19 protein-coding genes are annotated in these 24,782 nt (G+C 41.2%); 2 read left to right on the top strand and 17 right to left on the bottom strand.

Going from position 1 to position 24,782, the window contains the following annotated elements:
• Positions 1 to 118: 118 nt before the first annotated feature.
• Positions 119 to 1,120 carry a malate dehydrogenase gene (locus tag PHO71_RS16255; RefSeq protein ID WP_300205306.1) on the top strand — a complete coding sequence of 334 codons (1,002 nt, stop codon included), beginning with the start codon at positions 119 to 121 and terminating at the stop codon, positions 1,118 to 1,120.
• 192 nt (positions 1,121 to 1,312) lie between these two features.
• On the opposite strand, the gene PHO71_RS16250 is transcribed toward PHO71_RS16255, so the two are convergent.
• From PHO71_RS16250 to rpoN, 15 genes are all read right to left on the bottom strand, one after another.
• On the bottom strand, positions 1,313 to 2,068 hold the full coding sequence (locus tag PHO71_RS16250; RefSeq protein ID WP_300205304.1) for an IS5 family transposase: 756 nt from the start codon (positions 2,066 to 2,068) through the stop codon (positions 1,313 to 1,315).
• 295 nt (positions 2,069 to 2,363) lie between these two features.
• Positions 2,364 to 3,155 carry a transposase gene (locus PHO71_RS16245; RefSeq protein ID WP_300205302.1) on the bottom strand — a complete coding sequence of 264 codons (792 nt, stop codon included), beginning with the start codon at positions 3,153 to 3,155 and terminating at the stop codon, positions 2,364 to 2,366.
• On the bottom strand, positions 3,156 to 3,251 hold the full coding sequence (locus PHO71_RS26245) for a helix-turn-helix domain-containing protein (protein WP_367279909.1): 96 nt from the start codon (positions 3,249 to 3,251) through the stop codon (positions 3,156 to 3,158).
• A 72-nt stretch (positions 3,252 to 3,323) separates the two neighbouring features.
• Positions 3,324 to 3,698 (bottom strand): transposase, encoded by a 375-nt coding sequence (locus PHO71_RS16240; protein WP_300205300.1) that lies wholly within the window; start codon positions 3,696 to 3,698, stop codon positions 3,324 to 3,326.
• A 5-nt stretch (positions 3,699 to 3,703) separates the two neighbouring features.
• Positions 3,704 to 4,162: a transposase family protein gene (locus tag PHO71_RS16235; protein WP_300205298.1), complete on the bottom strand. Its 459-nt coding sequence runs from the start codon at positions 4,160 to 4,162 to the stop codon at positions 3,704 to 3,706.
• A 204-nt stretch (positions 4,163 to 4,366) separates the two neighbouring features.
• The gene (locus tag PHO71_RS16230; RefSeq protein WP_300205296.1) at positions 4,367 to 4,753 is read right to left on the bottom strand and encodes a hypothetical protein; all 387 of its coding nucleotides are present in this window, start codon (positions 4,751 to 4,753) and stop codon (positions 4,367 to 4,369) included.
• A gap of 39 nt (positions 4,754 to 4,792) precedes the next feature.
• Entirely contained in the window at positions 4,793 to 9,640 is a 4,848-nt protein-coding gene (locus PHO71_RS16225) for a DUF6443 domain-containing protein (protein WP_300205294.1), read from the bottom strand.
• Between the two features lie 47 nt (positions 9,641 to 9,687).
• Entirely contained in the window at positions 9,688 to 12,834 is a 3,147-nt protein-coding gene (locus PHO71_RS16220; RefSeq protein ID WP_300205292.1) for an RHS repeat domain-containing protein, read from the bottom strand.
• A gap of 154 nt (positions 12,835 to 12,988) precedes the next feature.
• Positions 12,989 to 13,090, bottom strand: coding sequence for a smalltalk protein (locus PHO71_RS16215; RefSeq protein WP_300205290.1), 102 nt, complete (start codon positions 13,088 to 13,090; stop codon positions 12,989 to 12,991).
• 308 nt (positions 13,091 to 13,398) lie between these two features.
• Positions 13,399 to 13,494 (bottom strand): smalltalk protein, encoded by a 96-nt coding sequence (locus PHO71_RS16210; protein WP_300205288.1) that lies wholly within the window; start codon positions 13,492 to 13,494, stop codon positions 13,399 to 13,401.
• 1,290 nt (positions 13,495 to 14,784) lie between these two features.
• Positions 14,785 to 16,626 carry a 4-hydroxy-3-methylbut-2-en-1-yl diphosphate synthase gene (locus PHO71_RS16205; RefSeq protein ID WP_300205286.1) on the bottom strand — a complete coding sequence of 614 codons (1,842 nt, stop codon included), beginning with the start codon at positions 16,624 to 16,626 and terminating at the stop codon, positions 14,785 to 14,787.
• Positions 16,627 to 17,136, bottom strand: coding sequence for a 5-(carboxyamino)imidazole ribonucleotide mutase (gene purE, locus PHO71_RS16200; RefSeq protein WP_300205284.1), 510 nt, complete (start codon positions 17,134 to 17,136; stop codon positions 16,627 to 16,629).
• 49 nt (positions 17,137 to 17,185) lie between these two features.
• On the bottom strand, positions 17,186 to 17,566 hold the full coding sequence (gcvH, locus tag PHO71_RS16195; RefSeq protein WP_300205282.1) for a glycine cleavage system protein GcvH: 381 nt from the start codon (positions 17,564 to 17,566) through the stop codon (positions 17,186 to 17,188).
• A gap of 30 nt (positions 17,567 to 17,596) precedes the next feature.
• Positions 17,597 to 18,268, bottom strand: a complete 672-nt coding sequence (locus PHO71_RS16190) for a phosphatase PAP2 family protein (protein ID WP_300205314.1) — start codon at positions 18,266 to 18,268, stop codon at positions 17,597 to 17,599.
• A 29-nt stretch (positions 18,269 to 18,297) separates the two neighbouring features.
• Positions 18,298 to 19,782: an RNA polymerase factor sigma-54 gene (gene rpoN, locus PHO71_RS16185; protein WP_300205280.1), complete on the bottom strand. Its 1,485-nt coding sequence runs from the start codon at positions 19,780 to 19,782 to the stop codon at positions 18,298 to 18,300.
• Positions 19,783 to 19,919: 137 nt separating this feature from the next.
• Here rpoN and PHO71_RS16180 point away from each other — a divergent pair, with 137 nt between their 5' ends.
• Positions 19,920 to 21,293, top strand: coding sequence for an aminopeptidase P family protein (locus tag PHO71_RS16180; protein WP_300205279.1), 1,374 nt, complete (start codon positions 19,920 to 19,922; stop codon positions 21,291 to 21,293).
• 116 nt (positions 21,294 to 21,409) lie between these two features.
• On the opposite strand, the gene PHO71_RS16175 is transcribed toward PHO71_RS16180, so the two are convergent.
• Both PHO71_RS16175 and PHO71_RS16170 read right to left on the bottom strand, forming a co-directional pair.
• On the bottom strand, positions 21,410 to 22,963 hold the full coding sequence (locus PHO71_RS16175; RefSeq protein ID WP_300205277.1) for a HAMP domain-containing sensor histidine kinase: 1,554 nt from the start codon (positions 22,961 to 22,963) through the stop codon (positions 21,410 to 21,412).
• Between the two features lie 90 nt (positions 22,964 to 23,053).
• Positions 23,054 to 24,727: a nucleoside kinase gene (locus PHO71_RS16170; RefSeq protein WP_300205275.1), complete on the bottom strand. Its 1,674-nt coding sequence runs from the start codon at positions 24,725 to 24,727 to the stop codon at positions 23,054 to 23,056.
• Positions 24,728 to 24,782: the final 55 nt, after the last annotated feature.

The raw sequence follows: 24,782 nt of genomic DNA, 5'->3' as shown, positions 1-24,782 counted from the left end.
ACAGATATAACTTTTCGTTATCTGCCAACACTTTTTTCAATGAACAATCTGAGAATAAAGGCGTTATCTTTGTAACCGTTAAAGATAAAGATTACTCACCTTTAAAAGATATAGAATTATGAATTTTCTAACCAACGAGAAACTTACAATTGTAGGAGCTGCCGGAATGATCGGCTCCAATATGGCGCAAACTGCCATGATGATGAAACTCACTCCGAACATTTGCCTATACGATCCTTTTGCTCCCGCTCTGGAAGGTGTGGCAGAAGAATTATACCATTGTGGTTTCGAAGGTGTAAACCTGACATTTACTTCCGATATCAAAGAAGCATTGACTGGGGCCTCTTACATTGTTTCCTCGGGTGGTGCTGCTCGCAAAGCAGGTATGACTCGTGAAGACTTATTGAAAGGAAATGCTGAGATCGCAGCTCAATTCGGTAAAGACGTCCGTCAATACTGTCCAAACGTAAAACATATCGTTGTGATTTTCAATCCTGCAGATATTACTGGCCTGATCACATTGCTTTATTCCGGCTTGAAGCCTTCGCAGGTTTCTACTTTAGCTGCATTGGACAGTACTCGTCTACAAAATGAATTGGTTAAATATTTCCATATCCCTGCTTCCGATATCCAAAACTGCCGTACTTATGGTGGACATGGAGAACAGATGGCTGTATTCGCCTCAACAACCAAAGTAAATGGAGAACCTTTAACCGATTTTATCGGTACTACGCGCCTTCCATTAGCTGAATGGGAAGCTTTGAAAGTTCGTGTTATACAAGGAGGAAAACATATTATTGATTTACGCGGACGTTCTTCCTTCCAAAGTCCGGCATACCTTTCTATCGAAATGATTGCTGCCGCTATGGGAGGACAACCTTTCCGTTGGCCTGCAGGAACGTACGTGGCTAATGGCAAGTTTGATCATATCATGATGGCAATGGAGACTTCAATCACTAAAAATGGTATTAGTTATAAGGAAGTAGCAGGTACTCCTGCTGAACAAGAAGAATTAGAAAAAAGCTACGAACATTTATGCAAATTACGTGATGAAGTGATAGAGATGGGTATCATCCCTGCTATCAAAAACTGGCATACATTAAATCCTAATATCAACTAAATCTAAATTTCTAATCCCCCAAAAATCCCTGAGGCTTCTTCGCTTAAATAGAAAAAGTTATCAGGGATTTTTTTAATATCAAATATGTTATTCAATAGATACATTTAAATAACGTGAGTTCGACATAAATAGATTGTTCTGCTATATTAAACTTACATTATTTATATTATTGTTTAAATTTTCAGAGCCTGTTTAAATTTTATTCAATAACATCCTAATAGATGCCAGTTTTACCATTTCCTCTGCCGAATCGAATGTCAATTCATAGTTTCTGCAGAGCCTTCTATAATTGTCAAACCATGAAAAGGTTTTTTCCACAATCCACCTTTTCTTTATTGGTTTAAAACCTTTTACCTTATCACCGCTGACAACGACTCCAAGAATATACCCAAAAGTACTTTTAATCTTTCCAGCTATTTCCCCACGATATCCGGCATCTGCCAATATTACTTTGATATTGCAACAGAGTTCCCTAAGACATCTTGCCAACAGGTAAGCTGCCTTGCTATCATGTACACAGGCAATCGTCACCATGACGGCAAGTAGAAAACCATTTTTATCTACCCCAACGTGCCGCTTAACACCTTTCACTTTCTTGTTGCCATCAATACCGTTAAGGGAACGATTATCGCCCCAACGTACACTTTGACTATCCATGATACCCAGGATCGCTTCTGCTTTTTGTCCCATTTTCACACGTGCTTTTTCTCGTAAATTGTTCAATAACAAATCAAATTCACCTAAAGAAGACCATTTGCGAGAATAGTAGTAAACCAACTCCCAAGGAGCAAAATCAGAGGGAAGCATACGCCACTGCCAACCGGTTTTCACTACATAGAAAATAGCATTCCATATTTCACGTAAATCATATTTTCCTTTCCTTTCTTGCAGGTTCAAGATTTTCTTGATAACTTGCCACTGTGTTTCTTCTAAATCCGTAGAATACATAATTATTTGAAGTGTGGTAACTAAAAATAATCATTTTCGAGGAAAGAGGAAACACTTTTTCTATTTCAAACTGGAAAATTTAAACAAGCTCTCAATCAATGATCATTTTTATCATAATTGTATGCTACGTCTACCTAACGCCATTTTCAAACTCTATATGTAGACTATATTAGTCAAATTATACTTTACAATTTGTAGATGATTGCCATAATGGTAAATGTCACCTGATATTAGTCATTAATAGTTGGATATTTAATTAAACTTAAACTAATATTCTTCTGATTTATAAACTGATTTATAAATATAATCTGTGCAACTTACGATTAAGACTGTGGTATTGGTTATCATGGTATATCAAATCAAAAATACCCTGATATAAATTATGTATTATTAGACAACCTATACGGTTCTTTTGCAATTTAGTTGAAATGCATAGGTGGTATGACCATTTTTCTTTTAAGTAGTTCGATATGAGCTCACCCATACAAGTCCTCTTTACTTCTTTGAGCTTGTTTACATATCCTTCAACAATACCATTTGAGACATCATAATGAATGCTGTTTGCCACAGCATTCATATCCATTTTGATTCCGTACACAAAGGTTTTTAACCTCGTTATGTTAGATTCTTCATAAGTACTTATCCATATTTTTAAAGCTGTAACATTATCCCCTCCAATAATAGCATAGAACGATGCGGCAGCATTGTAGATACTATTGAACCATTTAAGCCTCAACAACCTTATTACAAGTTCCCTCTCATTTTCTTTCATGGGCTTTCCTCTTATGCTCTTATCAACCATGTATGATATGGCATTGATCGGTATCAGTTTTTCCCGGCTATCCGTATTGGTTTTCTTCATCTCTTCAACTTCTTTTGCGGAACGATATCCGTGATGTCCGTCAGAAAGATACCCGTAGTGTTCATAGAATGGGGTGAGACTTCCCTTAAAGCCGTGAATCACAATTTCTCTATATATTTTCCTCAGATCTTTACCATGCCTGTATTCATTTTCCACGTATGTGTCATACTCATAGTATTCATTACGTGCCTTACTTGCGCGTGGAGGTAGTTTATCATAAGCCATCTATTTTCTGACCGTTTGCCTGGCAATGCCCAGTCGGTTTGCTATCTTGGTTATCTTAAAGCCTTTGCTTTGTAATTCTTTAACTTCTTCAAACATAACCTGTCTGGAATCGGTTCTAAAAGGCTCGTGTTTTACTGTTTGATTCTCATCTCCTCTTACAAGGCTACGTTAGTCGGCATAGTTTTCAGAAATGACCTTGGTCACACAGTCTGATATGTTTTTTATCAAATGGAACCTATCTGCCACTTCCGTAATATCCATACCAGATGAGGATATTGCCGATGAGTACTCGTTAAACCTGTCCCTGCTCACCATGCCAACTTTTTGATGCTTTTCCAACCATGTTCCAAAACTATCCTGATTCCGCTCTCCAAGGAGGTCTATAACCAAACCTGTGTCAAGGTTGATGATGATACTGCCATAAGTGACACCTTTTCTGAAAGCCCAATCGTCCACTCCGATATTTTCAACCGAGTTGCACTCATCTATATTCATTCTGTGTATATCCCGAAGCACAGTAGTATTACATAAGGGCACCGCCATAATGCTTATAAGAGCTTTAGCTTTGTTGGAGGAGCAGTATATCCCGTGTTTGGCGACAAGTATTTCGCACCGCCTTGTTCTTCTCCTGTAGCGGAATACTTCGCTGCCGAGTTGTTCTGCAAATGTTTTTTCTTGCATTCTTCATTAGGACAAAAGAACTTCCGGCTCTCCATATGTATGGTTACGTTTTTTTCTAAGATCGACAAATCTACTATTGCCCTACAGTATCTACTGTGCACCTTATGGCTGACCGCCCCACAATATGGGCATACGCCATGATCGTTGTAGCATCGGACTAAAAGATGAATGAAATCAGGTTCTATGATTACATCTCTGATTTCAAAACGGCTGTCTGTATAAAAAGAGGAGAGGCTGATAGAGGCATCGGTCGAATTTTCTTTCAGAGGAAAACGATATCGTAAATCTTTTGTACTATATTTGTGCTCGAAGCTATGATTTAGCATATTTTTTTATCTTTGATGTGTGGTAACATAGAGATAAGAAATACTAGCTTAATATCATAGAGTTTGAATTAAATGCGGTCAAAAGCACAACGCTTTTGCCGCATTTCTTACGATTTTATGATAGAATGAAGGAACACAAATCAAAGGGAGAAGATGGTTCTTCAAAATTGCAAAAGAACTACCTATACCAGGATAAAACAATTTTTATTCATTAGATAAATCTAATGTATTAATAATTGGAAAATGGCTAAGATAGATAACTATAACCGTATCTCCTAAGTGATATAATGTATCTTCTGCCGATATCGTAGAATTACTTTTATATGATTTACCGTTTACATTAAAAGTACAATAATAGCTAGGGGGGGCATAACGATGATACTGATTCCAACTACTTGATTCTCTTAATCCTGATAAAACTCCTATTGCCTTTTGACCAAAAGAAGGGAGAATTACTCCACGTATAATTCCTGCATACAGCCAAATAGGTGATGTTATCACTATAAAATATATAATTAATACCATCTTACTCTTTTTTAATCCAGCTTTTCTTTTCTGAACTCTTTTATTGAATTTCTTAGCTATCCCCATTCATCATATTTTTTTAGTTCAACGCCAAATCTGCTATTTTTATCTATTCACATCCCTCTCCAAACTACCTTTTGCAACCTGCATACCAAATTTGAACGTATTTTCAGGAGCTTTCTGTACAATATTACTAATAGTTTTACTTGCATCGACAATACCTTTTTTTTCAATTGCAATACCACGAGCTTGTTTTACATTAGAAACCCCGGGAAGTTTCTTTGCTAATTGTGTTGCTTTATTATTACTTAGAATTAAGCTGGAACCTTTTTGTGTAGCCTCTTTCAATTGTGGAATAACCTCCTTCATTCCTTTACCAAGCAAATCACCAGCTTTACCTATAACCTTGTCAGCCGCAATATCCTTGACCGATTCAGTCACAACACCTAATGCGTCATTAACATTGTTAAGCTTTTTATCATCTATGGCATTAATTGTATTCTTTGCAATAGATGCTGTAGCTTTAACTACTAATGTTTTTCCTGCACTCATACCAGAAGTTACGAATCCCTCTACAGCAGAAACTCCGACATTCCCCCATTTGATATCATGATAAGCGCTATTTCCTTGTACAAGATTAGCAGTAACTTGAACCCCAAGATCTACGGCAGCACCTATAACAGCTCCTACAACATTATTGATCCACTTGCCTTCTTCATCTTTATGACAAACTGGGTTTCCGGCACAGTAACCATACGGACTCATCGAATAATATTTCTCACTCATCGGATCCATCACATGCCACCTACCTATCGCCGCATCATAATGTCTAGCCCCATAATCATACCAATTCAGTCCATTCTTCTGATCCAGTTCCTTGCCATTATACTTATAAGGCTGAATGTTCGCTGTAGAAGTAAACGTCCCACCAAAAGGATAATAATTGTTAGTCTCCTCCACATTACCATCCTTATCCGCAACCACACGAGTATTCCCCTGATGATCTTTCAGATAAAAATGAACCTTCCTATCCGGAAAACTAACATACCCCGCTTCATTGAGCAACATCTTCAACACCCCATTTTCATAGACGGCATTACCACAATAATCCGTAGTCAAAGTAGTAGAACCTGTCTTATGTAATGTACGAAGCTTCGTTCCATCCGCCCCATATTCATACTCAACACTATTGCCCCCTGTAAAGATTACCTGATTAGGCAAATTTAAACAATTATATCCAATACTACTAATATTCTTGTTTAAATCTTTAATCAAATTACCATTTTTATCATACGTATACTCCACCGTCTGATTAGCACCATCCTTAAACTCCAGACCATTGCCAAAGACAGCACTTGTAGCAGCATCCTTCACCGCCTGCAACTGATTACCATTGTAAGTCAAAGTCAGGTTATCAATCAACCCGTAAGCCGTTGCCGAAATCTGTCCGTAACGTTGCAAACCAAGAATGTTACCCATCTTATCATAACCCGTAATCTGTTCATTAAAACGGTTCGGATTAGTTGCAAACGTAGCACCTTCTCCGTAGCTCGCATTCTTCAGCCTTGACAAGCCATCGTAGGTAAAACGATAACCTCTGTCTGTTGTCTCCGTTCCCACCTTCCATGACATACTGCTGATGTTACCATTGTAACAAGGAGTATTACCGGTGATTGCTTCCTGATAATTGAGCGTCTGACTGAACAACGGACCACTGATACTCTTCGTCCACGACCGGACATTATACGTGTAATCACTCTTCAGCTTACTGTTTCCGTTCCTGCGGTCCGACTTCAACCGTCCCACCTCATCATACACATTATCCACCAGCGTAACCGGAACATCATTATTCAACTGATAACTCGTTCGGAGCAAACGGTCCGCATGGTCATACGCATGCTGCCTGAGTTCCGTAGTCGTCTCCTTTCCTGAAACGGTACGCACCTGTTTCACCTGGGTCGGTTTTCCAGTAAAGCTATAAGCCGTACAGGTCAGATCCGTCCCCCCCAACTCATTATTACCCCGTTGCTGAACCATCCGGTAACGGTCGTCATAATACATAACTTGATAAACATATCCTGTTACTGTACCTGTCTTCGAGAGCTTAGCTATGTATGATCCCGTCTGCTGTCCCCGGCATCCGCCAGGGTAACGTTTGCCGTAACCTGCAACTTCCGCATAAACTGTAGTGGCATCATTAGGAATACTGTTACTTTTACCCATAAAGCCATAACTATCGTAATAAACAGCCGAGAGAACCGTAGGAGTATTCAGCGTTACTCCCGAGATACTATACCCCTTCACCGAACTAGCCGAATCTACCCAGACCGCTTTCACCACAATGCCTTTTAACGGATCAGCCGTATAATCGGGATTGTACTTACAAATCCCCGTGAGCACCACACGATTAAAAGCGTCCGGTATACTGAACGACCATTCCCCTTTGGAGCGCTGCTCGCCATCCTGGGTAAAGATAGGCCGGTCCGCAGCATCATAAACCGTATACACCGGTTCACAACCCGGCAGCTTCTTATAGATACAACGGTTCAGCTTGTCATAACGGTAAACATACACATACTTCTTGAGTATCTCATTACTCTCTGTCCAAGAAGCGGCACTGTTCAGATTGTCCGCCGCAAGCGGTGGCAATACAAAGCGCACATTCCCGTAATCATCATATACATAATAAGTATCATGTGCCAGACTCCCGTCCATCTGACGGTTCAGTACCACCCGACCCATCTTATCCTTAAACTCGTAACTGACATTTCCATCCTCGTCCGTAATCTTTGTTCCCTTGAGTGAACCATTGGCATAATACCCCGTACTCTTCAGGTCATTGCCTGAATACCCGTACATACGTACCAACTGCTGTGTAATATTATCCACATTCGTCACATAATCCGTCGTGACAGCCTTCCCGGCAGTATGCCAGTCATTACCCACACCGGCCTGCTTGATAACCCTGCTCAGTTCCGATCCGTCATAAGAGGTTTCACTGTAAGGGCGACCGTCATTTCCATAAAGTTCCGTAGCCCGGGCAGCCTGTTTCACCACTGCCGGATGAACATAAGCCCCAAGATCATCTTCCCCTGGTGCTGCAAGCCACTGCCGAAGTTCACGTCCCATGCCGTCATACTCCTGAAGTGTCACCAGATTATTACCGCCCGGAGTAATACCCCGCTGAATCTTCTGCGTCGGCTGTCCCAAATGGTCAAAGTACTGTATTTCCAGAAGCTGCTCATCCTGTTTTAAAGAGGAAGTGGAAGAAGTCTTCTTCAAAGGCGTCAGACTAATGACATGCGGCTGTCCCTTTGTCGTCACAATATCACCGCCGGCACCACGGATTCGGATATTGGTGGTGATGGAACCGTTAAGGCTGATACCTTCCGATACCACATAATAAGTACCCGCCGCCAACTCCTGTAACTCCAACTGCGCATGCCCCTTGGTGTTGCCACTGTTACGCAGCAACTTCCCGTCCTTATCCAGCAGGCTCATATACGTATCCGCAAGAGAAGCCCCCTCGTGGTCAATCGTGACAGCCAGCGCCTTCTCCATCGTGAACTTATAATAAACGTCATTGGTAGACTTACCCTGATATCGGTTCGTATATCCCGAAGCAGTATTGCGGATATCGGAGAAAGAAAAGCCCTTGCTATGCGGACCCAGATCAATGGCCATCTCCGAAGAATCCCCCGGATTATTGACCACTGTCCCCGTAATGGCAGTAGTAAGATTCCCATTACTTGCCCCATCCGTAACCACATAGTACGTTCCCGGCATGAGCAATGGAATATGAATACAAGCGCTTTTCGTATTACTGCAAGCACCACTGCCCGAATAATCATCATTGAAGTACAACACCCGTTGCCTGTCGGAAGAGAACACCTTCAGATACGTGTCCGCTACCGCAGAACCACAGGTATTGATCCCTATTCCCATCGGCTGGGTAATGGTAAAACGGTAATATACCTCCTTGCCCGCCTTTTCCGGTTGTTTGCTACTCGAAAAGTTGGAAGTACTTCGCGTATCGGTATAGGTAAAGTCGGAAAAACGGCTGCCCACCTCTACCGGATAGGAGAAGTCACTGCCCACAGGTGGGAGAGTCCCACTGAAATTAAAGCTGAACCCGGAAGTTCGAAGGCGCCTTCCCCAGCCATAAATATAATACTCTCCCTCAGAAAGCTCCACTTGTTGGGCATTGCTGTCCCCACTATTGGAAACACAAATCGTATCTCCGGCAGCATTCATAAGGCTGGACTGTGAATAATCATATTCATCCGAAGTTCCTCTCTGTTCTAAACTTACCTTCATCGGATTTTCCAACGTGAAATGGTAAATAACGTCGTGCGTATATCCATCCACCCTCACATCCTTAGCCGAGCGATAATCATTTCTAAACTGATCGAAATCCTTCACACTGGGAGTCAGATTGAAGTTATCGCTGAAACTTCCCAGCTCAAAGGGATAACAGAAATCCTCTCCCGTAGTACGGTCACTTCCCTCAATCTTTACGTCAATTGTTACATCGGGCACAGGAACATTCAAATTGCCTGATTGCTCGCCTTCCACGACAAAATAATATACCCCGGGAGTCAATCCGAAAGCATCGTCGGCGTGAGAATGGTATTCCCATCTCTTTCCGGTATCATCCAGCAACATTACATTAGTCCAACACCTGTCAGGTCGGGTCACATTAAACTTTAGAGACTGTGAACGGGTCAGTGTGATACGGTAAAAGACTTCCTTAACACCAAGGTAAGGAGGATAATCCACATTCCAGTAAAAATCATCCGTAAAATCCCCCGTATACCGGCTATCGGTAAATGTAAAGGGCCCGTCATGCGTGCCAATATCAATGGCAGTGTCCATTCGGTGCTGGTAAGTCGGTTGCCCGAACATCACCGCCGAGAACAGACCAAACAATAAGATACAAATATATTTTTTCATACGTTTCTTCTTTTTTAAAGTTCTGTTATTGTATTTCATTTCTTGTGTTATTTCCCCAAACGGTAGATATACTGTTGCAGCATCACCTTCTGCAAATCGGGATCCACGTAATAACTGTCCGTCAAGCGGTTGTAATGGTCATACTCAAAATGAGTCACCACGCCGTTCGGGTCCGTCACTCCGGTAAGCCCCTTCACCGGGTCGTAATCGTAGAGCGTCACCCTGGCACCCGGTAGCGCCTCGCGCAGGGATCCGATTTTATTCAGGATATCATCCGAGGGTTTGGCAAGACCCGACCAGGCATCCAGCACACTCGTGCTCGTCGTCGGATAGCCCATTCCTGTCAATACCGCATCGCGCGTAGCATTCTCGATTTTGGCTATCGGAAAACGGTTGAGATACCCCCACAGGAAAGTGATGGGCGTGCCATCCTTGCCTTTAATTTCCGCCACATTATTGTAACTGTCATAAGCCGTATAGACCACCTCGTCACGGAAATCGGAAGTCTGGTCGATCTTGCTGCGGATACGTTCGGGGAAGCAGGTACCATTCTTGAACAGGATGCGATTTTCACGTGAATGCCCACCTTCACTATGCTTGTGACAGGAAAGAATGGAAGGAAAACCACTCAGGAACTCATACTCATCGGTAACGGCGGTACTGTTACTGTTGGTCATCGCTACCTTCCTGGGTTCCAGCGAAGTTCCCGGATTTGAGAAATCGATATTGTATGAATAGTCTTTCGTTGTCACAAGGCTGTCACGACGTCCGTTGGCCGGGTAATATTCGGTTGTTCTTTCCTTACTGAGTACACAGTAGTTGGTCACATCCAGGAAAAACTCAGTCTGTACCTTTGAATTTTCATCACTGGGCGTATAATAATTACTTGCGACAAAAAATTCCTTACCATCGAAAGTGCTTTTATTCATATGTTTGCGGTAAGTCTCGGCATCAATCGAAATCAGTCGCACCGGAAGATCGACAAAAACGCTTCCGTTGGAAGAGACTCTGGTATTTTCATAATCCGTACGTGAAACCAGTTCATCCTTCTTGAAACAATTCTTACGGATCAAACGGCCATAAATCTGATAACTGTCGGAAGGGTTTCTTGCCAGATCATCCGAAGGCTCTTGCGGATGGGCGGGGAAAGAACGGAACAGTTTGCGCAGGTCTTTCTCCGGTTTGTTTTCCAGAAACTGCTTAACCATATCGGTCTGTCCGTCATACCAACTCAGTACTCCCTCGTAATTGTGCAGCTTCACATTGTAATAGTAATCCGTATGAATGGATTCCATTCCGTCCCCGCTGATTTCTTCACTGACAATATTATACATCACGGCACTTCCGTTGTTGAACGTAATATTGGAATGAGGCATTGAACGATATGTGGTCAGGTATTCAAACCAGGTAAAGTCGTTGGTGGGACCTTCTACAAAATTACTCATGCTCGAGCAATAATCCCGTTCGCTGACAATGTGCTTGATGGCACCACCGCCCCAGATCGGTTCATAACCGGCATTATTCACTTTGGTCAGTCCATACCGGTAAGACTTAATGGTACGTCGGTTCGTATGCGGATCGGTGGTAACAATGTTCTTTACACGCAGCCCGCCTACGGGATGGAGATAATTACGGTAATTGGCGGAATGGTTGGGGTCACGGAACCCGCCATAATTGCCTTCGTGCTCGAAAGTAGTCTGTATCCCTTGGGGGTCGGTGATGCGGCTCAGAATACCGGATGCGGCCCACCCGGCATTGGCTTCCCGGTTCCTACCCGAATGCTCGAGAATGGTTTCCAGTGTTTTTCCTATCCCGTTGGGCACATATACTTTTTTACGGAAGCCGGGAATATTCTTTTCGTCTTCGGTGTTGTTGTTGGCACCGTTGCAGAATCCCCAGTGGTCTACCGCTACGGTGTATATGGAGGGGACATTATAAATATTACTATAATGGAACGCATATACCTTTGTTTCCACTCCGGGAGCCGAGACACGCACCGAGTCGAGTTTGGTCAGGGAGGTGGAACCGTTGTAAAGGCTGATGAAGAACTCGATGGAACGGATCGTCTCACCTTTGGCATTGGTCACATCCATACGGTCGTAAGCGTCCGCTGCGGTCACTCCGGATCCGACTGTCTTGTAAGAAACTGAAAAGGCATTACCGAAATAATTAATCTTACTCAGACGTGCTTCTTCACCACGTCCGCCCACAAAAGAGCTGTTGCCGGGATAATGCACACCAGCCTGCGACTCCGAAAGGGGAGTGAGTTTGGCGTTATAAGGTGACGTGTAGCCGTCAGCATCTATGCGGTAATGTTCGTTGGACTTTCCGGGCACCATCTTTGAGAATAATATCTTAGGGGTACCATTCTGGACGGAATTAATAATGATACGGCTGTCCAGGTTGAAATAGGCACTCGGATGCAGCAGGGTTCGAATGGTGTTATATTCAAAGGTGACCGGGTAGTTGGTCTGCCGAGGAGAACGGATAGCCGTACACATCCAGCGAGTGATCATATCGTCTGCTTTCTCATTGACACCGCCAAATTCGTATTTCACGCCAGCGGCGTCCGTGATGTCCATGCGTATTCCGCTATAACGGATATCATCATTGGTCAAGGGGATGCAACGCATGGGGTTGAATGGTTCCATAAAATAACCGCTTCCGCCACCGTGGGGAAGTTTGTAGACAAACTTGTCCGGTTGGGTGTCATATTGGTTATCCACTTTGGCGTTATAATATCTCAATTGCTCCACCTTGTCTGTCGGGACTGTGCTGTTCCGAGTATTGAACCAGCCGTATGTGTCGCTGTCGGCTACGCCTTTGATTTCCCGCATGATGGAAGGTTCCAAGCTTAGTGTCCAGCCCGTGCCCGCAAGTCCGCTGCGTTCTTTGGGTTTCAGTCCCGAGGCATGGTATGACAGGGAGATTGGAATGGTTATTTCTCCCGCTACGATTTCATACAGGGGGATGGTTATGTTGGGAATTCCCGTACAATAGTCTATCGGGTAGGACTGGTACTTCTCCATGGCTGCCGCCTCCGGTGATACGGGTACGATACGGGGAACGTCCAGGCTAATTTCATGGGTTTGTTGGGCCTGTATTCCCAATAGCGGAAGACAAGCGAGTAAAAGTATCCAGGATAGTTTTCCGAGTATCCTGCTCTTGTTCTTTTTTATATAATCACTTTTCATTGTATTTCTTTTTTGATTGAATTAAATCTATTTATTCTAATAAAATACCAGCAAACAATCTCCTGACGAGCAGGGCCCTTGCCCTCAAGGGATTGTCTCGGTGTTTGTGTTTCAATCTGTAACAAGACTCAATGGAAGAGTCTAAATACGGATTCTACAGGTTCATTGCATCAGCACTCAACGCTCCAAGTATTGCTGAAGCTGCTGCGATAATGGCTTTCAGGATGATATCCCAAATTGGTTTTTTCACTGACATTGTTTACTTACCTCCTTTCTAAATTCTTTTTCATCGTTATTTACTTTATGTTCTCTTTGTCCTCCATGGCGGAACGGAACATTTATAGGACAAAACTATCTTAACATTCATTCTTTCAATTATTTTTTTGTACTATATTTGTGATTATAAGGTTGATGTCACAAATCAGTCGCAAAATGCTCTTCCATGATACGTGAATTTTAAATTATTCATTATCATTGAGGAGATACCCTTTATTTTGAATGACTAATAACCAAGCTTAAAGTTCGATTCATCAAAAGTTTTTTTTAAAATATCAATTTATACTTTTACAAATTCATCGTATTACCACCAAATACTTCAAGTACTTCGGAGGCAACTGTAATAATCACCTTCAAAATGGTATCCCACACTTTGCCTTCCATGGTACACAAACTACCACAGTTCAATTAAAGAGAGAAAGCAAAAAAATAAATTATTATCGCTTAAATACAAAAGAATTTATGTATATGCCCTTCTCGGTCATCATGAGGTAAAGACAGAAAGAAGAGTAGGTAACAAAAGGACAAGTAGTAAAAGAAGAAAATTCACAACGCGCATATATCTTCATACAATGTCTGCAGTAGTTGAAGGGAGTATAATCCAAACTATAAGAAATCACCGTCAAGAATAAAAGGACTCACAAATTCAACAAACCTAACCAATCAAACAACATGGATAAGAAATGCACTTTTTATTGTCACTTATCACTTTTTCGACTTAAACATCTAATAGTCAATAGACAATTAGTGATAATAATAAGTGATAATAGAGTGATAATATAAATCGATGAATTTTCTATTATCACTCTATTATTTTAATCTCAATTCAGATCTTTGAATATTTTCAACAGAAAAACAAACTTCTTTAATTGCATAAAAACCTTTTTCTAAAGGGAAAAGACGGTAGATTTAGTTATTTTCCAAGCTCTATTAAAGTATGTTTGCAGTGATAATAAATCGTATCACGTACATAATCCCATCGATTCACATACGAGATCCTTTGAGTCCACGTACGTCATCTGAATGGTTTACATACGTGAAACGAAAGCATATACTTTTAAAAAAAATTAGTCGAGCCTTACCTGTATGTTAATGTTACAAGTATTTGTGCTATCATACGCGGTATCAGTTGAACAATAAATCTATCAATCAACAAAAACAAGGATTCTTATTACTTGCAGAGCTAGCAATTCAGCCCCATTATACCATCTGGTAATCAACCATTTAGATAATTAAAGCAGATAAATAGGAGTGACAATATAAATGTTATCAACCTCTATTATCACCTTATTATCACTAGTTATTATCACTAATTGGCTATTGATTATTAGATGCTTAGGTCGAAAAAGTGACAAATGACAATAAAATACTCATTTTAATTCTTTTAAAATACTTTTTGTATACGAGCTGAAAGTCTAGTTCATTATAGCCTCAAACATTACTTGGGGTAAAAACATACATCTTGAAAAGACGTCCTGAAAAGATAATTTATAAAACCAATATTACAGCAATAATCAAAGGGCACAATGAAAGAATAAATTGGAACACCTTCCAAGTAAGCAAACTAACATATTTGTAGCAAATTTATTACTGTGTATAAAAACAAATGAAAAGACAGAAATTGCCATAAGTTTATTTAAGGCAACTTCTGTCTTAACAATAAAAATATCCTAATTAAGGCTCTATATCTTTCCGATCATTGCGGATAAACTCCAACAATCGTTCTACAGCCTCTTCTTCCGGAATATTTTTTTCCACACATACTTTTCCTTTATAAAGACTGATCTTACCGCGCCCCGCACCTACATAGCCGTAATCGGCATCCGCCATTTCACCGGGACCATTCACGATACAGCCCATAATACCAATCTTCAAACCTTTCAGATGAGAGGTGGCCACCTTGATACGTGCTATTGTCTTTTCCAGATCATATAGTGTCCGTCCGCAACCGGGACAGGATATATATTCTGTTTTAGATGTACGCGTGCGCCCCGCTTGCAAGATTCCGAAAGCAGTAGCATCAATGACTGCATGACTTAAGCTACCCTGATTAAACAGAAAAATACCGTCGCAAAGGCCATCGAAAATCAACGCCCCCATATCGACAGACGCTTGTATCTGTAAGCCTTCAGCATGATCTTCCGCATAATGTTGGAAGAACACAACCGGATTGAGCAATCCTTCCGTCATCAACTGATGTACCAGTGCACGATGTTCACCCAAGCGATTCGGATGATTACTCTGGGACACAATAACAACTTCAGGATGGAACTTCAGACAAGCAATCACTTCATCCGTCTGTGCCATAAAGGGCATAAACAAAAATTTCAGTTCGGCATTACAGGTCCCCATCAACGGCAATTGCTCATGATTAAAAGCAGGCCATGTTCCGGCTTTTCCATTCCAAACGTCTGCATCAAGAATGTATTCTACCCCTGCCTCATGCTGTTCAGGCAAGGTTCTCCCTGCATAAATATAATCAGGAGTAAATTGAGGGTTCACCTCCGTCCTTCCATCCATACGGTCGGCAATAACTACCGGCAGGTGTTCTCCGCCAATGTTACGAACGGGACGTGTTTTCCGGCGCGAAGGAGACAGGTAATTAAATTCCGGTGCTTCCGCTCCCGGAATATACGGATGATCTTGCCTCAGCAAAACATAATCTACTAATTTACGGGCAACCGGAATCTCCGCTTCAGGTGCTTCACTTAAAGATACACGTATGGTATCTCCCAATCCGTCGCTCAGCAACGCTCCGATTCCCAGTGCGGATTTGATACGTCCGTCTTCTCCATCTCCGGCTTCCGTCACACCAAGGTGCAATGGGAAAGACATTCCCTCTTGCTCCATAACGGCTACCAGCAACCGGACAGTCTTTACCATTACAACCGTATTGGAAGCCTTAATCGAAATCACGACATCCGTAAAATGCTCGGCTACACAAATACGTAAAAACTCCATGCACGATTCTACCATTCCTTCGGGAGTATCTCCGTAGCGCGACATGATACGGTCTGACAAGGAACCATGATTCACTCCGATACGGACAGCCGTATAATTCTCCTTGCAGATATTCAGGAACGGAACAAAACGGTCACGTATCTTCTGCATCTCCTGCGCATACTCTTCGTCGGTATATTCCAGTTTCTTAAAAGTACGGGCTGCATCTACATAATTACCCGGATTAATACGCACTTTCTCAGCATATAAAGCAGCTACATCAGCCACTTTCGGATTGAAATGGACATCGGCAACCAATGGAACCATATAGTCCTGACTTCTCAAACCGATATTAATATTTTTCAGATTCTCGGCTTCCTTAACACCTTGTGTCGTCAGGCGGACATACTCACCACCTGCATCAACAATCCTCTTGGCTTGCTCCACACAAGCTTCAGTATCCATTGTAGATTTGTTTGTCATCGACTGGATACGAATAGAATTGGGACCGCCCAATGGAACGGCCCCAATGTTTACTTCAGATGTTTCTCTTCGGGAGTAATTGAATAAATCCATTTAATTGGTTTTATATTCGTATTTAACCTCTTTCAGTTCTTCGTTTGCTTTAACGATTTTTTTCTTCAGTCCTTCCTTGTAAGCAGCAAACGCTTCAGCTAATGTTGCATCACTCAATGCCAACATCTGGATAGCCAAAATAGCCGCATTCATAGCTCCGTTAATAGCTACCGTAGCTACCGGAATTCCCGGAGGCATCTGGATGATAGAATAAAGAGCATCTACACCATCTAGTACGGAACCTTTTACAGGCACTCCGATAACTGGCAAGGTTGTATTAGCTGCAATCACACCGGGAAGAGCGGCAGCCATCCCCGCAGCAGCAATTATCACTTTAATACCACGTCCCCGGGCATTCTTTGCAAAATCTTCCACTGCTTCCGGAGTACGATGAGCGGAAAGAGCGTTCATTTCGAACGGCACATGCATATCATTCAGCAGTTGTGCAGCCTTTTCCATTACCGGAAGGTCGGATGTACTCCCCATGATGATACTTACAATTGGATTCATATTATTTACTAGTTACAAATTGTTATCAATTCATCGTAGTCGCAAGGAATTACCCATTAACAACTACCTTATATGCTTCTGCATCCAGCAGATCTTCTACAGCTTTTAAATCAGCCGGTTTCATCTTAATCAGCCAGCCTTCGCCATAAGGATCTTTATTTACCAATTCAGGATTTTCTTCCAATGCTTCATTCTGTTCCATTACTTCACCTGCCACCGGCAAGAAAAGGTCGGAAATAGTTTTCACTACTTCGATAGTACCGAAAGTTTCACCTTCTTCGAGTGCCTCTCCAACAGTAGGAATATCTACAAATACAATATCACCCAGTTGTTCCTGTGCATAGTCTGTAATACCTACATAAGCAATATCTCCTTCTACACGAATCCATTCGTGTTCACTTGTGTACTTCAAATTCTGTGGAAAGTTCATAATAATTAGTTTTTAGGATTTATACTATTTTTAATATAATAAGATTTTGAATAACAAATTACATATCGGATGAAGAATCAAAAGAGCACATAAGAATCCGACAACAAAGCCGGAAAGTACTTCACCTAATGAATGATGCCCCAAAACGATCCGCGCAGAGCCCAGTATTCCTGCTATCAGGATAAATATACATAACCATCCTACAGGGTTATAACCGAAAAGTGCACTAAAAGAAACCAATCCTCCAACAATTCCGCCCATTCCTGCCATATGTTCACTCAACTTCCACTTTATGTTTACAATGATACAAATAACAGACACAACCAAAGAGACAAAAATAATACCAGTCATATATGGCGGAATATTCAACCGCCTCATCATCAGTAAACAAAACACGTAGGAAATGATAGTCAGCAAAATAGGTATATACCGCTTTTTCCGTTCACTCAATTCATGACGGGCAAATCCGTTAATTTTGCGAAACAGAAATATAGTGATAGTAGGTGTTAATATAGTGAAACAATACACAATGCCCAGCACAATCAATTTATACTGTAGTGGCATAATGCGTAAATAAGAAAACAGAAATAATATCAAAAACGATAGAAATGGTATAGAAAATGGGGTAAACACCATTGAAGTAATGCGTGCTACCCTCAACATAGTCTTATCGGCTATAATATGCTCTCTCTCTTTATCCATCATCCTCTTACTTTATTTTGAATTATGAATCACTTTCTTAGACGTGCCACCGGTATGTTCAATTGTTGGCGATATTTAGCTACTGTCCGCCGGGCTATAGGATACCCTTTTTCTTTCAGTATATCCGCCAGTTCATCATCTGTCAGCGGTTTCTTTTTATCTTCACCGTCGATGCACTCCTTCAGTATCTTACGAATCTCACGCACTGACATTTCTTCCCCGTCTTCAGTCGTATATCCATCACTAAAGAAGAATTTAAGCGGATAGATACCAAAATTGGTTTGTACATATTTACTATTGCTGACGCGGGAAATAGTCGAAATATCCAAACTTGTCCGCTCAGCAACATCTTTCAGGATCATTGGTTTCAGCAATGATTCATCTCCATCCATAAAAAAAGGGCGTTGCAAATCGATGATTGCCTGCATGGTCGTCATCAATGTATTCTGCCGCTGTTTCACAGCGTCAATAAATCCTTGTGCCGCATCCATCTTCTGTTTTAGAAACATCATAGCTTCTTTGGATTCTTTTGACTGATTGGCTCTATTCTTTGTATGTTCCTCCACCATTTCAGTAAAGCCACGACTCATACGTAGTTCGGGAACATTCCGGTTATTCAAACTGAGATTAATCGTTCCGTCATCATACGTTTCCACTATAAAATCGGGAACGATCTGTTGCAAATTCCGCCCGATAGTTTCTCCCAATGAAGCTCCCGGACGGGGATTCAATTTGGTGATCTCAACAATTGCTTCATTAAATTCTTCCTCTTCAACATCGAGCTTCTTCATCATTTTCTCCCAATGTTTTCGGGTAAACTCCTCGTAACAGTCGGTAACAATACGTTCTTCCAGATTCAATACCGGATCGGGCTTCTTTTCTTCATCCTTCTTGCGACGAATTTGTATCAACAGGCATTCCTGAAGTGAACGGGCACCGATACCAGCCGGATCAAAATCCTGCAAAACAGATAATGCTTCTTCCAATTCCTCTTCGGTAGACTCAATACCGGCATAAATAGCAAGTTCATCACCGATACTTTCCAAAGATTTACGTAACAGTCCGTCGTCATCTAAGGAGCCAATGAGATATTCAACCAGTTCGCACTGATGTTCACTCAGATTACGTTCACGTAACTGTTCTTTCAGAATTTCATAAAAAGAGGTGGAATCAGAGAACGGAATATCTTCCGCCTGTTCATCTTTCGAGCGGTTGTTCTCCTGTAACTTATAATCAGGAATATCATCTTCGGTTAAATAATCGTTCAAAGAATCGTAGTCATTCGCTCCATTATCCATTCCATCTTCCGAAGAGTCGCCATCGGCATAATCATCCGTAGCCGTCTCTTCCTTACCTTCTTCAAGCGCAGGATTCTCCAATAGTTCAGCATGGATACGATCTTCCAACTCTACTGCGGGAAGTTCCAACAGTTTCACGACCAGAATCTGCTGCGGTGAGAGCGTTTGGATCTGCTGTTGCGCCTGCGATTGTATTTGACGGGAACCTTGTGCCATATTCGTTTTTGCTTTCTACTGTTTCTCGCTACAAAAGTAACTTTTTAACTACAGATTACACAGATTAGGGAGATTATTTTTAATCCTATAACACAAAATTCCTTATCTTTGTTGCACAAACTTTAAATTAGGACAATATGTTTGCCAAAGAAACGTATATGCAGCGCAGAGCCCTGCTGAAAAAGAATTTAGGCTCCGGAGTCTTGTTATTTCTAGGTAATGATGAATGCGGACTGAATTATGAGGACAATACTTTCCGCTATCGTCAGGATTCAACTTTTCTTTATTATTTCGGTCTTTCGTGTGCTGGTCTTTCGGCTATCATCGACATCGACGAAGATAAAGAAATTATATTCGGTAACGAATTGTCCATTGATGCCATTGTATGGATGGGATCACAGCCTACCTTGCATAAAAAATGCGAACGTGTAGGAATAAATGAAATGATGTCGTCTGCCGAAATCGCAAACTATCTGCACAAATGTGTCCGGAAAGGAAAAGCAATTCATTATTTGCCGCCTTACCGACCCGAACATAAACTAAAACTGATGGACTGGCTGGGAATTCCTCCTGCTCGCCAGGAGGGTTCCGTTCCTTTTATTCGTGCGGTAATCGCCCAACGAAATTATAAGTCAGCTGAAGAAGTTGTAGAAATAGAAAAAGCGTGCAATGTCACTGCCGATATGCACATCACAGCAATGAAAGTGCTTCGTCCGGGAATGTACGAATATGAAGTGGTAGCAGAAATGAACCGAGTAGCCCAAACTAATAATTGCGAACTTTCTTTTGCAACAATTGCTACAATCAATGGGCAGACTTTACACAATCATTATCATGGTAATAAGGTTAAACCAGGTGATTTATTCCTGATCGATGCGGGAGCAGAAGTGGAATCGGGATACGCGGGAGATATGTCATCTACAATCCCTGCAGACAAGAAATTCACAGCTCGCCAGCGTGAAATCTATGAAATACAAAATGCCATGCATCTGGAGTCTGTAAAAGCTCTCCGCCCTGGCATTCCATATATGGACGTATATGAATTGTCCGCCCGTGTCATGGTAGACGCAATGAAAACACTGGGATTAATGAAGGGTAATACGGATGATGCCGTTCGTGAAGGAGCTCACGCTTTGTTTTACCCTCATGGGTTAGGTCATATGATGGGACTCGACGTCCATGATATGGAGAATCTGGGTGAAATCTGGGTAGGCTATAACGGACAACCGAAGAGTACGCAATTCGGCCGTAAATCACAACGTCTCGCTATTCCATTGGAGCCGGGATTTGTACATACCGTTGAACCGGGTATTTACTTTATCCCAGAACTGATCGATATGTGGAAAGCACAAAAGAAGTTTACCGATTTCATCAATTACGATAAAGTAGAAACTTACAAAGACTTTGGTGGCATCCGCAACGAGGAAGATTATCTGATCACAGAAACCGGAGCCCGCCGATTGGGTAAGAAGATTCCTTTGACATCGGAAGAAGTAGAGGCGCTGAGATAAGAATCTGTCGGGCTATCTTTATTCATATAATAATTAGGCATGGACTACACAGAATACACAGTTTTAGTTAATTAAAGAACCGTGAAATCCGTGTAGTACATGCCTAAAAACTTCGATCAAATGTGTAATTCCAATATAAACCGGCTTCCTTTGTTATATGCAGTATCCAATGTCAGACTTCCATTCATTTTAACAGCAAGCAGAGAACAGATTGGCAATCCCAGCCCGTCACCTTGTGTCAGATCCTTTATTTCTGCAAAAGGCTTAAATACCTTCTCCTGAAGTTCCTCTGGGATTCCGCAACCGGTATCAGTCACGATGAACTGATATGTATGTGCCCCCCTTTTCTTAAAATCAAGTATGACTTTCCCTTCAGAAGTATAGAAAGCTGCATTCCTCAATAAATGAATTAAAATACGTTCCAACTGCTCAGGGTTCGTTTTTATCTGCGATTTAGCAGCATTGACCACTGCAGTAACTCCCGGCTGCAACAATCCTGAGACCTTTGCCATAACCGCTTCACTAAATGCACTGGCATTGACTTCACGCAGCTCATATATTTCGGTCAGCGAGTTTTCCAAAGTGGAAAGTTCCTGTATATCATCACTGAACTTTTTCAATGAAGCTACCTGCAATTGCATTTGCTCTCCCTCCTGCAATGCTTTTTCAGAAATACGCCCGGCTGAAGTTTCCAATGTTTCCAGAGCCGGTGCCATTTGTGCGGAGATATTACTAATAAACTGCGTCTTTAATTCATTATGTTCATTGGCAATCTTGATACTTTTCTTTAATTTCTTATTGTAAACGATACAACGAAGCCAAATAACAGCAAGCAGAATCAAACCGGCAATAAGTATGGCAACAAATATACAAAGTCCTATTATCATATATTGCTTCCCTGCCAAAGAGTCATCCTTCTCTGCAATAATATTCAGACTTTCTTCATTTTTTCTTTTAAGGACATTAAGTTCATCCTGTGCAGTTAATACCTTAACCGAATCTGCCCACAATATAAAGTTCTCATAAGTACGGCAAGCAAATGCGGCATTATTCGATTTCTTGGCAATTTCGATTAAGTTCCGGTAGCATTCGTTTACTTTCTCGTAATTCTTCTTTTCTTTATATTGGCTGATCAGCTTCTGGAAACTGGCATCGCCTTGGGCATTAAGACCAAATGTGTAATAATATTCAGCTTGAATATACAAAAGTTCTTCACCCAAAGAATCAGTTTTAGCCAAACCGGATATTTCTTCTAACTTAGTTAATTGCTCCTTAGCTTGTGCAGTAGCTTTCAGTTTGATATACATTTTCAGCCTTTCTTCGGTAACCAGAAATTGCAAGTCATAAAAAGGCTTATGCAGTTTTTCTGCGCCAACGGCAATCAACTGATTCATATCTCGGCAAAGATCAAATCCTTCTTTATAAAAATTTTCCCGAGCATAGAGATCAACAACCTGAATTCCACATTCAACAGCTTTTTCATAGTTCTCGCGAGAAGCAAATGCGGAATATGCTTGTTTGAAAAGATAACGCGCCTTAATATATTCTTTTTGTTCAAGGCTACTTTGCCCCATTTTCATCAACTCTGTTGCTCTATCAGAGACTTCTTCTGCTCTAGTTATTGTGCTGATACTAAAAACAATAACCAAAAATAAAGACCATATTTTCATAAATAATAATATTTGTTACTATAGCAAAGGTATAAAATAATCCTGAACAATAGCCTTTTTGCTATTTTATTTGAGAACATTTTTCTTTACCTAGTATTTAAAACTACTGCCTCCAAGAAATTCTCTTAGCAAGGAAGTAGGGGGAATCTCTTTATCTTGCACCGGAACAAAATATTTAATGAATTTCAACAAACGATATGCCTCGCAATATTCCGGACAATTACGTGGAACTCCAGTCAGAATAGGCTCAGCGTGTAAGCGCAGCACTGCAAACTCGAAAAGTAAAGCAGAATTGAACATCACATCAGCGTTTTCCTGATAAGGGAATATCCATTTATCTTCTCCCGCACGCACACTAGACCAACGGGAAATAGTTTCACGGGCTGAATAACCCCGGTAATTAAAATCACGGATAATACGGCGAAGCAAACGGTTATCAGTGGTTGGAATCCAGTTATGATCATCCAGTGATATCGTAGTCAAAGCAGATACATAAATCTTAAATTTTTTCTCGCTAGGTATATGAGGAGTCAGTTCTGGATTCAACGCATGAATACCTTCCAGAATCAGGATCGTATTTTCTTCAATCTTTAGTTTATCTCCTTTAAACTCTTTCTTGCCAAGAGCAAAATTAAAACGAGGCAGTTCTACTTCTTCCCCAAGAAGCAAAGCTTGCAACTGCCGGTTGAACAAATCCAGATCAAGTGCATACAGAGATTCATAATCATAATTCCCATTTTCATCCAATGGTGTATCTTCCCGGTCTACAAAATAATTATCCAATGAAATAGGGAAAGGCTTTAAACCATTCGTCATCAACTGTATGGAAAGACGCTTACTAAAGGTTGTCTTTCCGGAAGAAGAAGGACCGGAAATTAGAACCAGTTTCACCCTGTTTCCATTCTCTCCGCGATGAAAAATGGTATCGGCTATCTGGGCGATCTTCTTTTCCTGTAATGCCTCCGCTACATTGATCAGGTCCGTAGCATAACCAACATCGCACGCAAGATTAAAATCACCGGCATTATTAAGCCCCATGATATAACTCCATCTCAGGTGCTCTTTAAATACGTCTAGCATTTTTTCCTGTTTGACCACATCTTCCAACACCTCCGGATTTTCTTTACTAGGAATACGTAAAAGTAATCCATCGTAATATTTTACGATATCAAATAGTTTCAAATAACCGGTACTAGGCAAAAGATTACCATAATAATAATCTACCGTATCACCCAAAGTATAATAATAGGTATAAATAGAGCCGGATGTTTCGAGCAGCCTCACTTTATCATTCATTCCCCGTTCACTGAACACCCTCACAGCTTCAGCCGTATGGCATTCAATCCGATGATAAGGAATATTTTCTTCTACAATTTCCTGCATTCTCCGTTTGATACGTGTCACATCCTCCAATTCAATGGGACGACCAATGCGTAAATTGCAGAAATAACCTTTAGACACCGGATGTTCCACATATAATTTTCCTTCCGGAAACAATTCTGTCACTGCCTTAAACAAGACAAAACACAAGGACCGGACATATGTTCGCATACCGGACTGGTCACGTACATCGAGGAATTCTACATCTTTATTATTATATACTCTAAAGTTAAGTCCTTCGGAGCGATTATTTACTTTGGCACTGACAACCTGATAAGGAAAATTAAGATTAAAACCGTAATAAATATCCAAAAGTGAGCTTCCAATAGGGAATTCTTTATAAATATTATTATTTTTGCAACATATTTGTAACATCTGTTTCATCGTTGTTCGTTTAAAGGTGAATTATGTGGGACTAAATATACGTCATATTAATCAG

It is taken from the genome of Bacteroides sp. (assembly GCF_028690125.1).
GTDB lineage: Bacteria > Bacteroidota > Bacteroidia > Bacteroidales > Bacteroidaceae > Bacteroides.
This window is presented reverse-complemented; position numbering and strand designations above follow the sequence as displayed.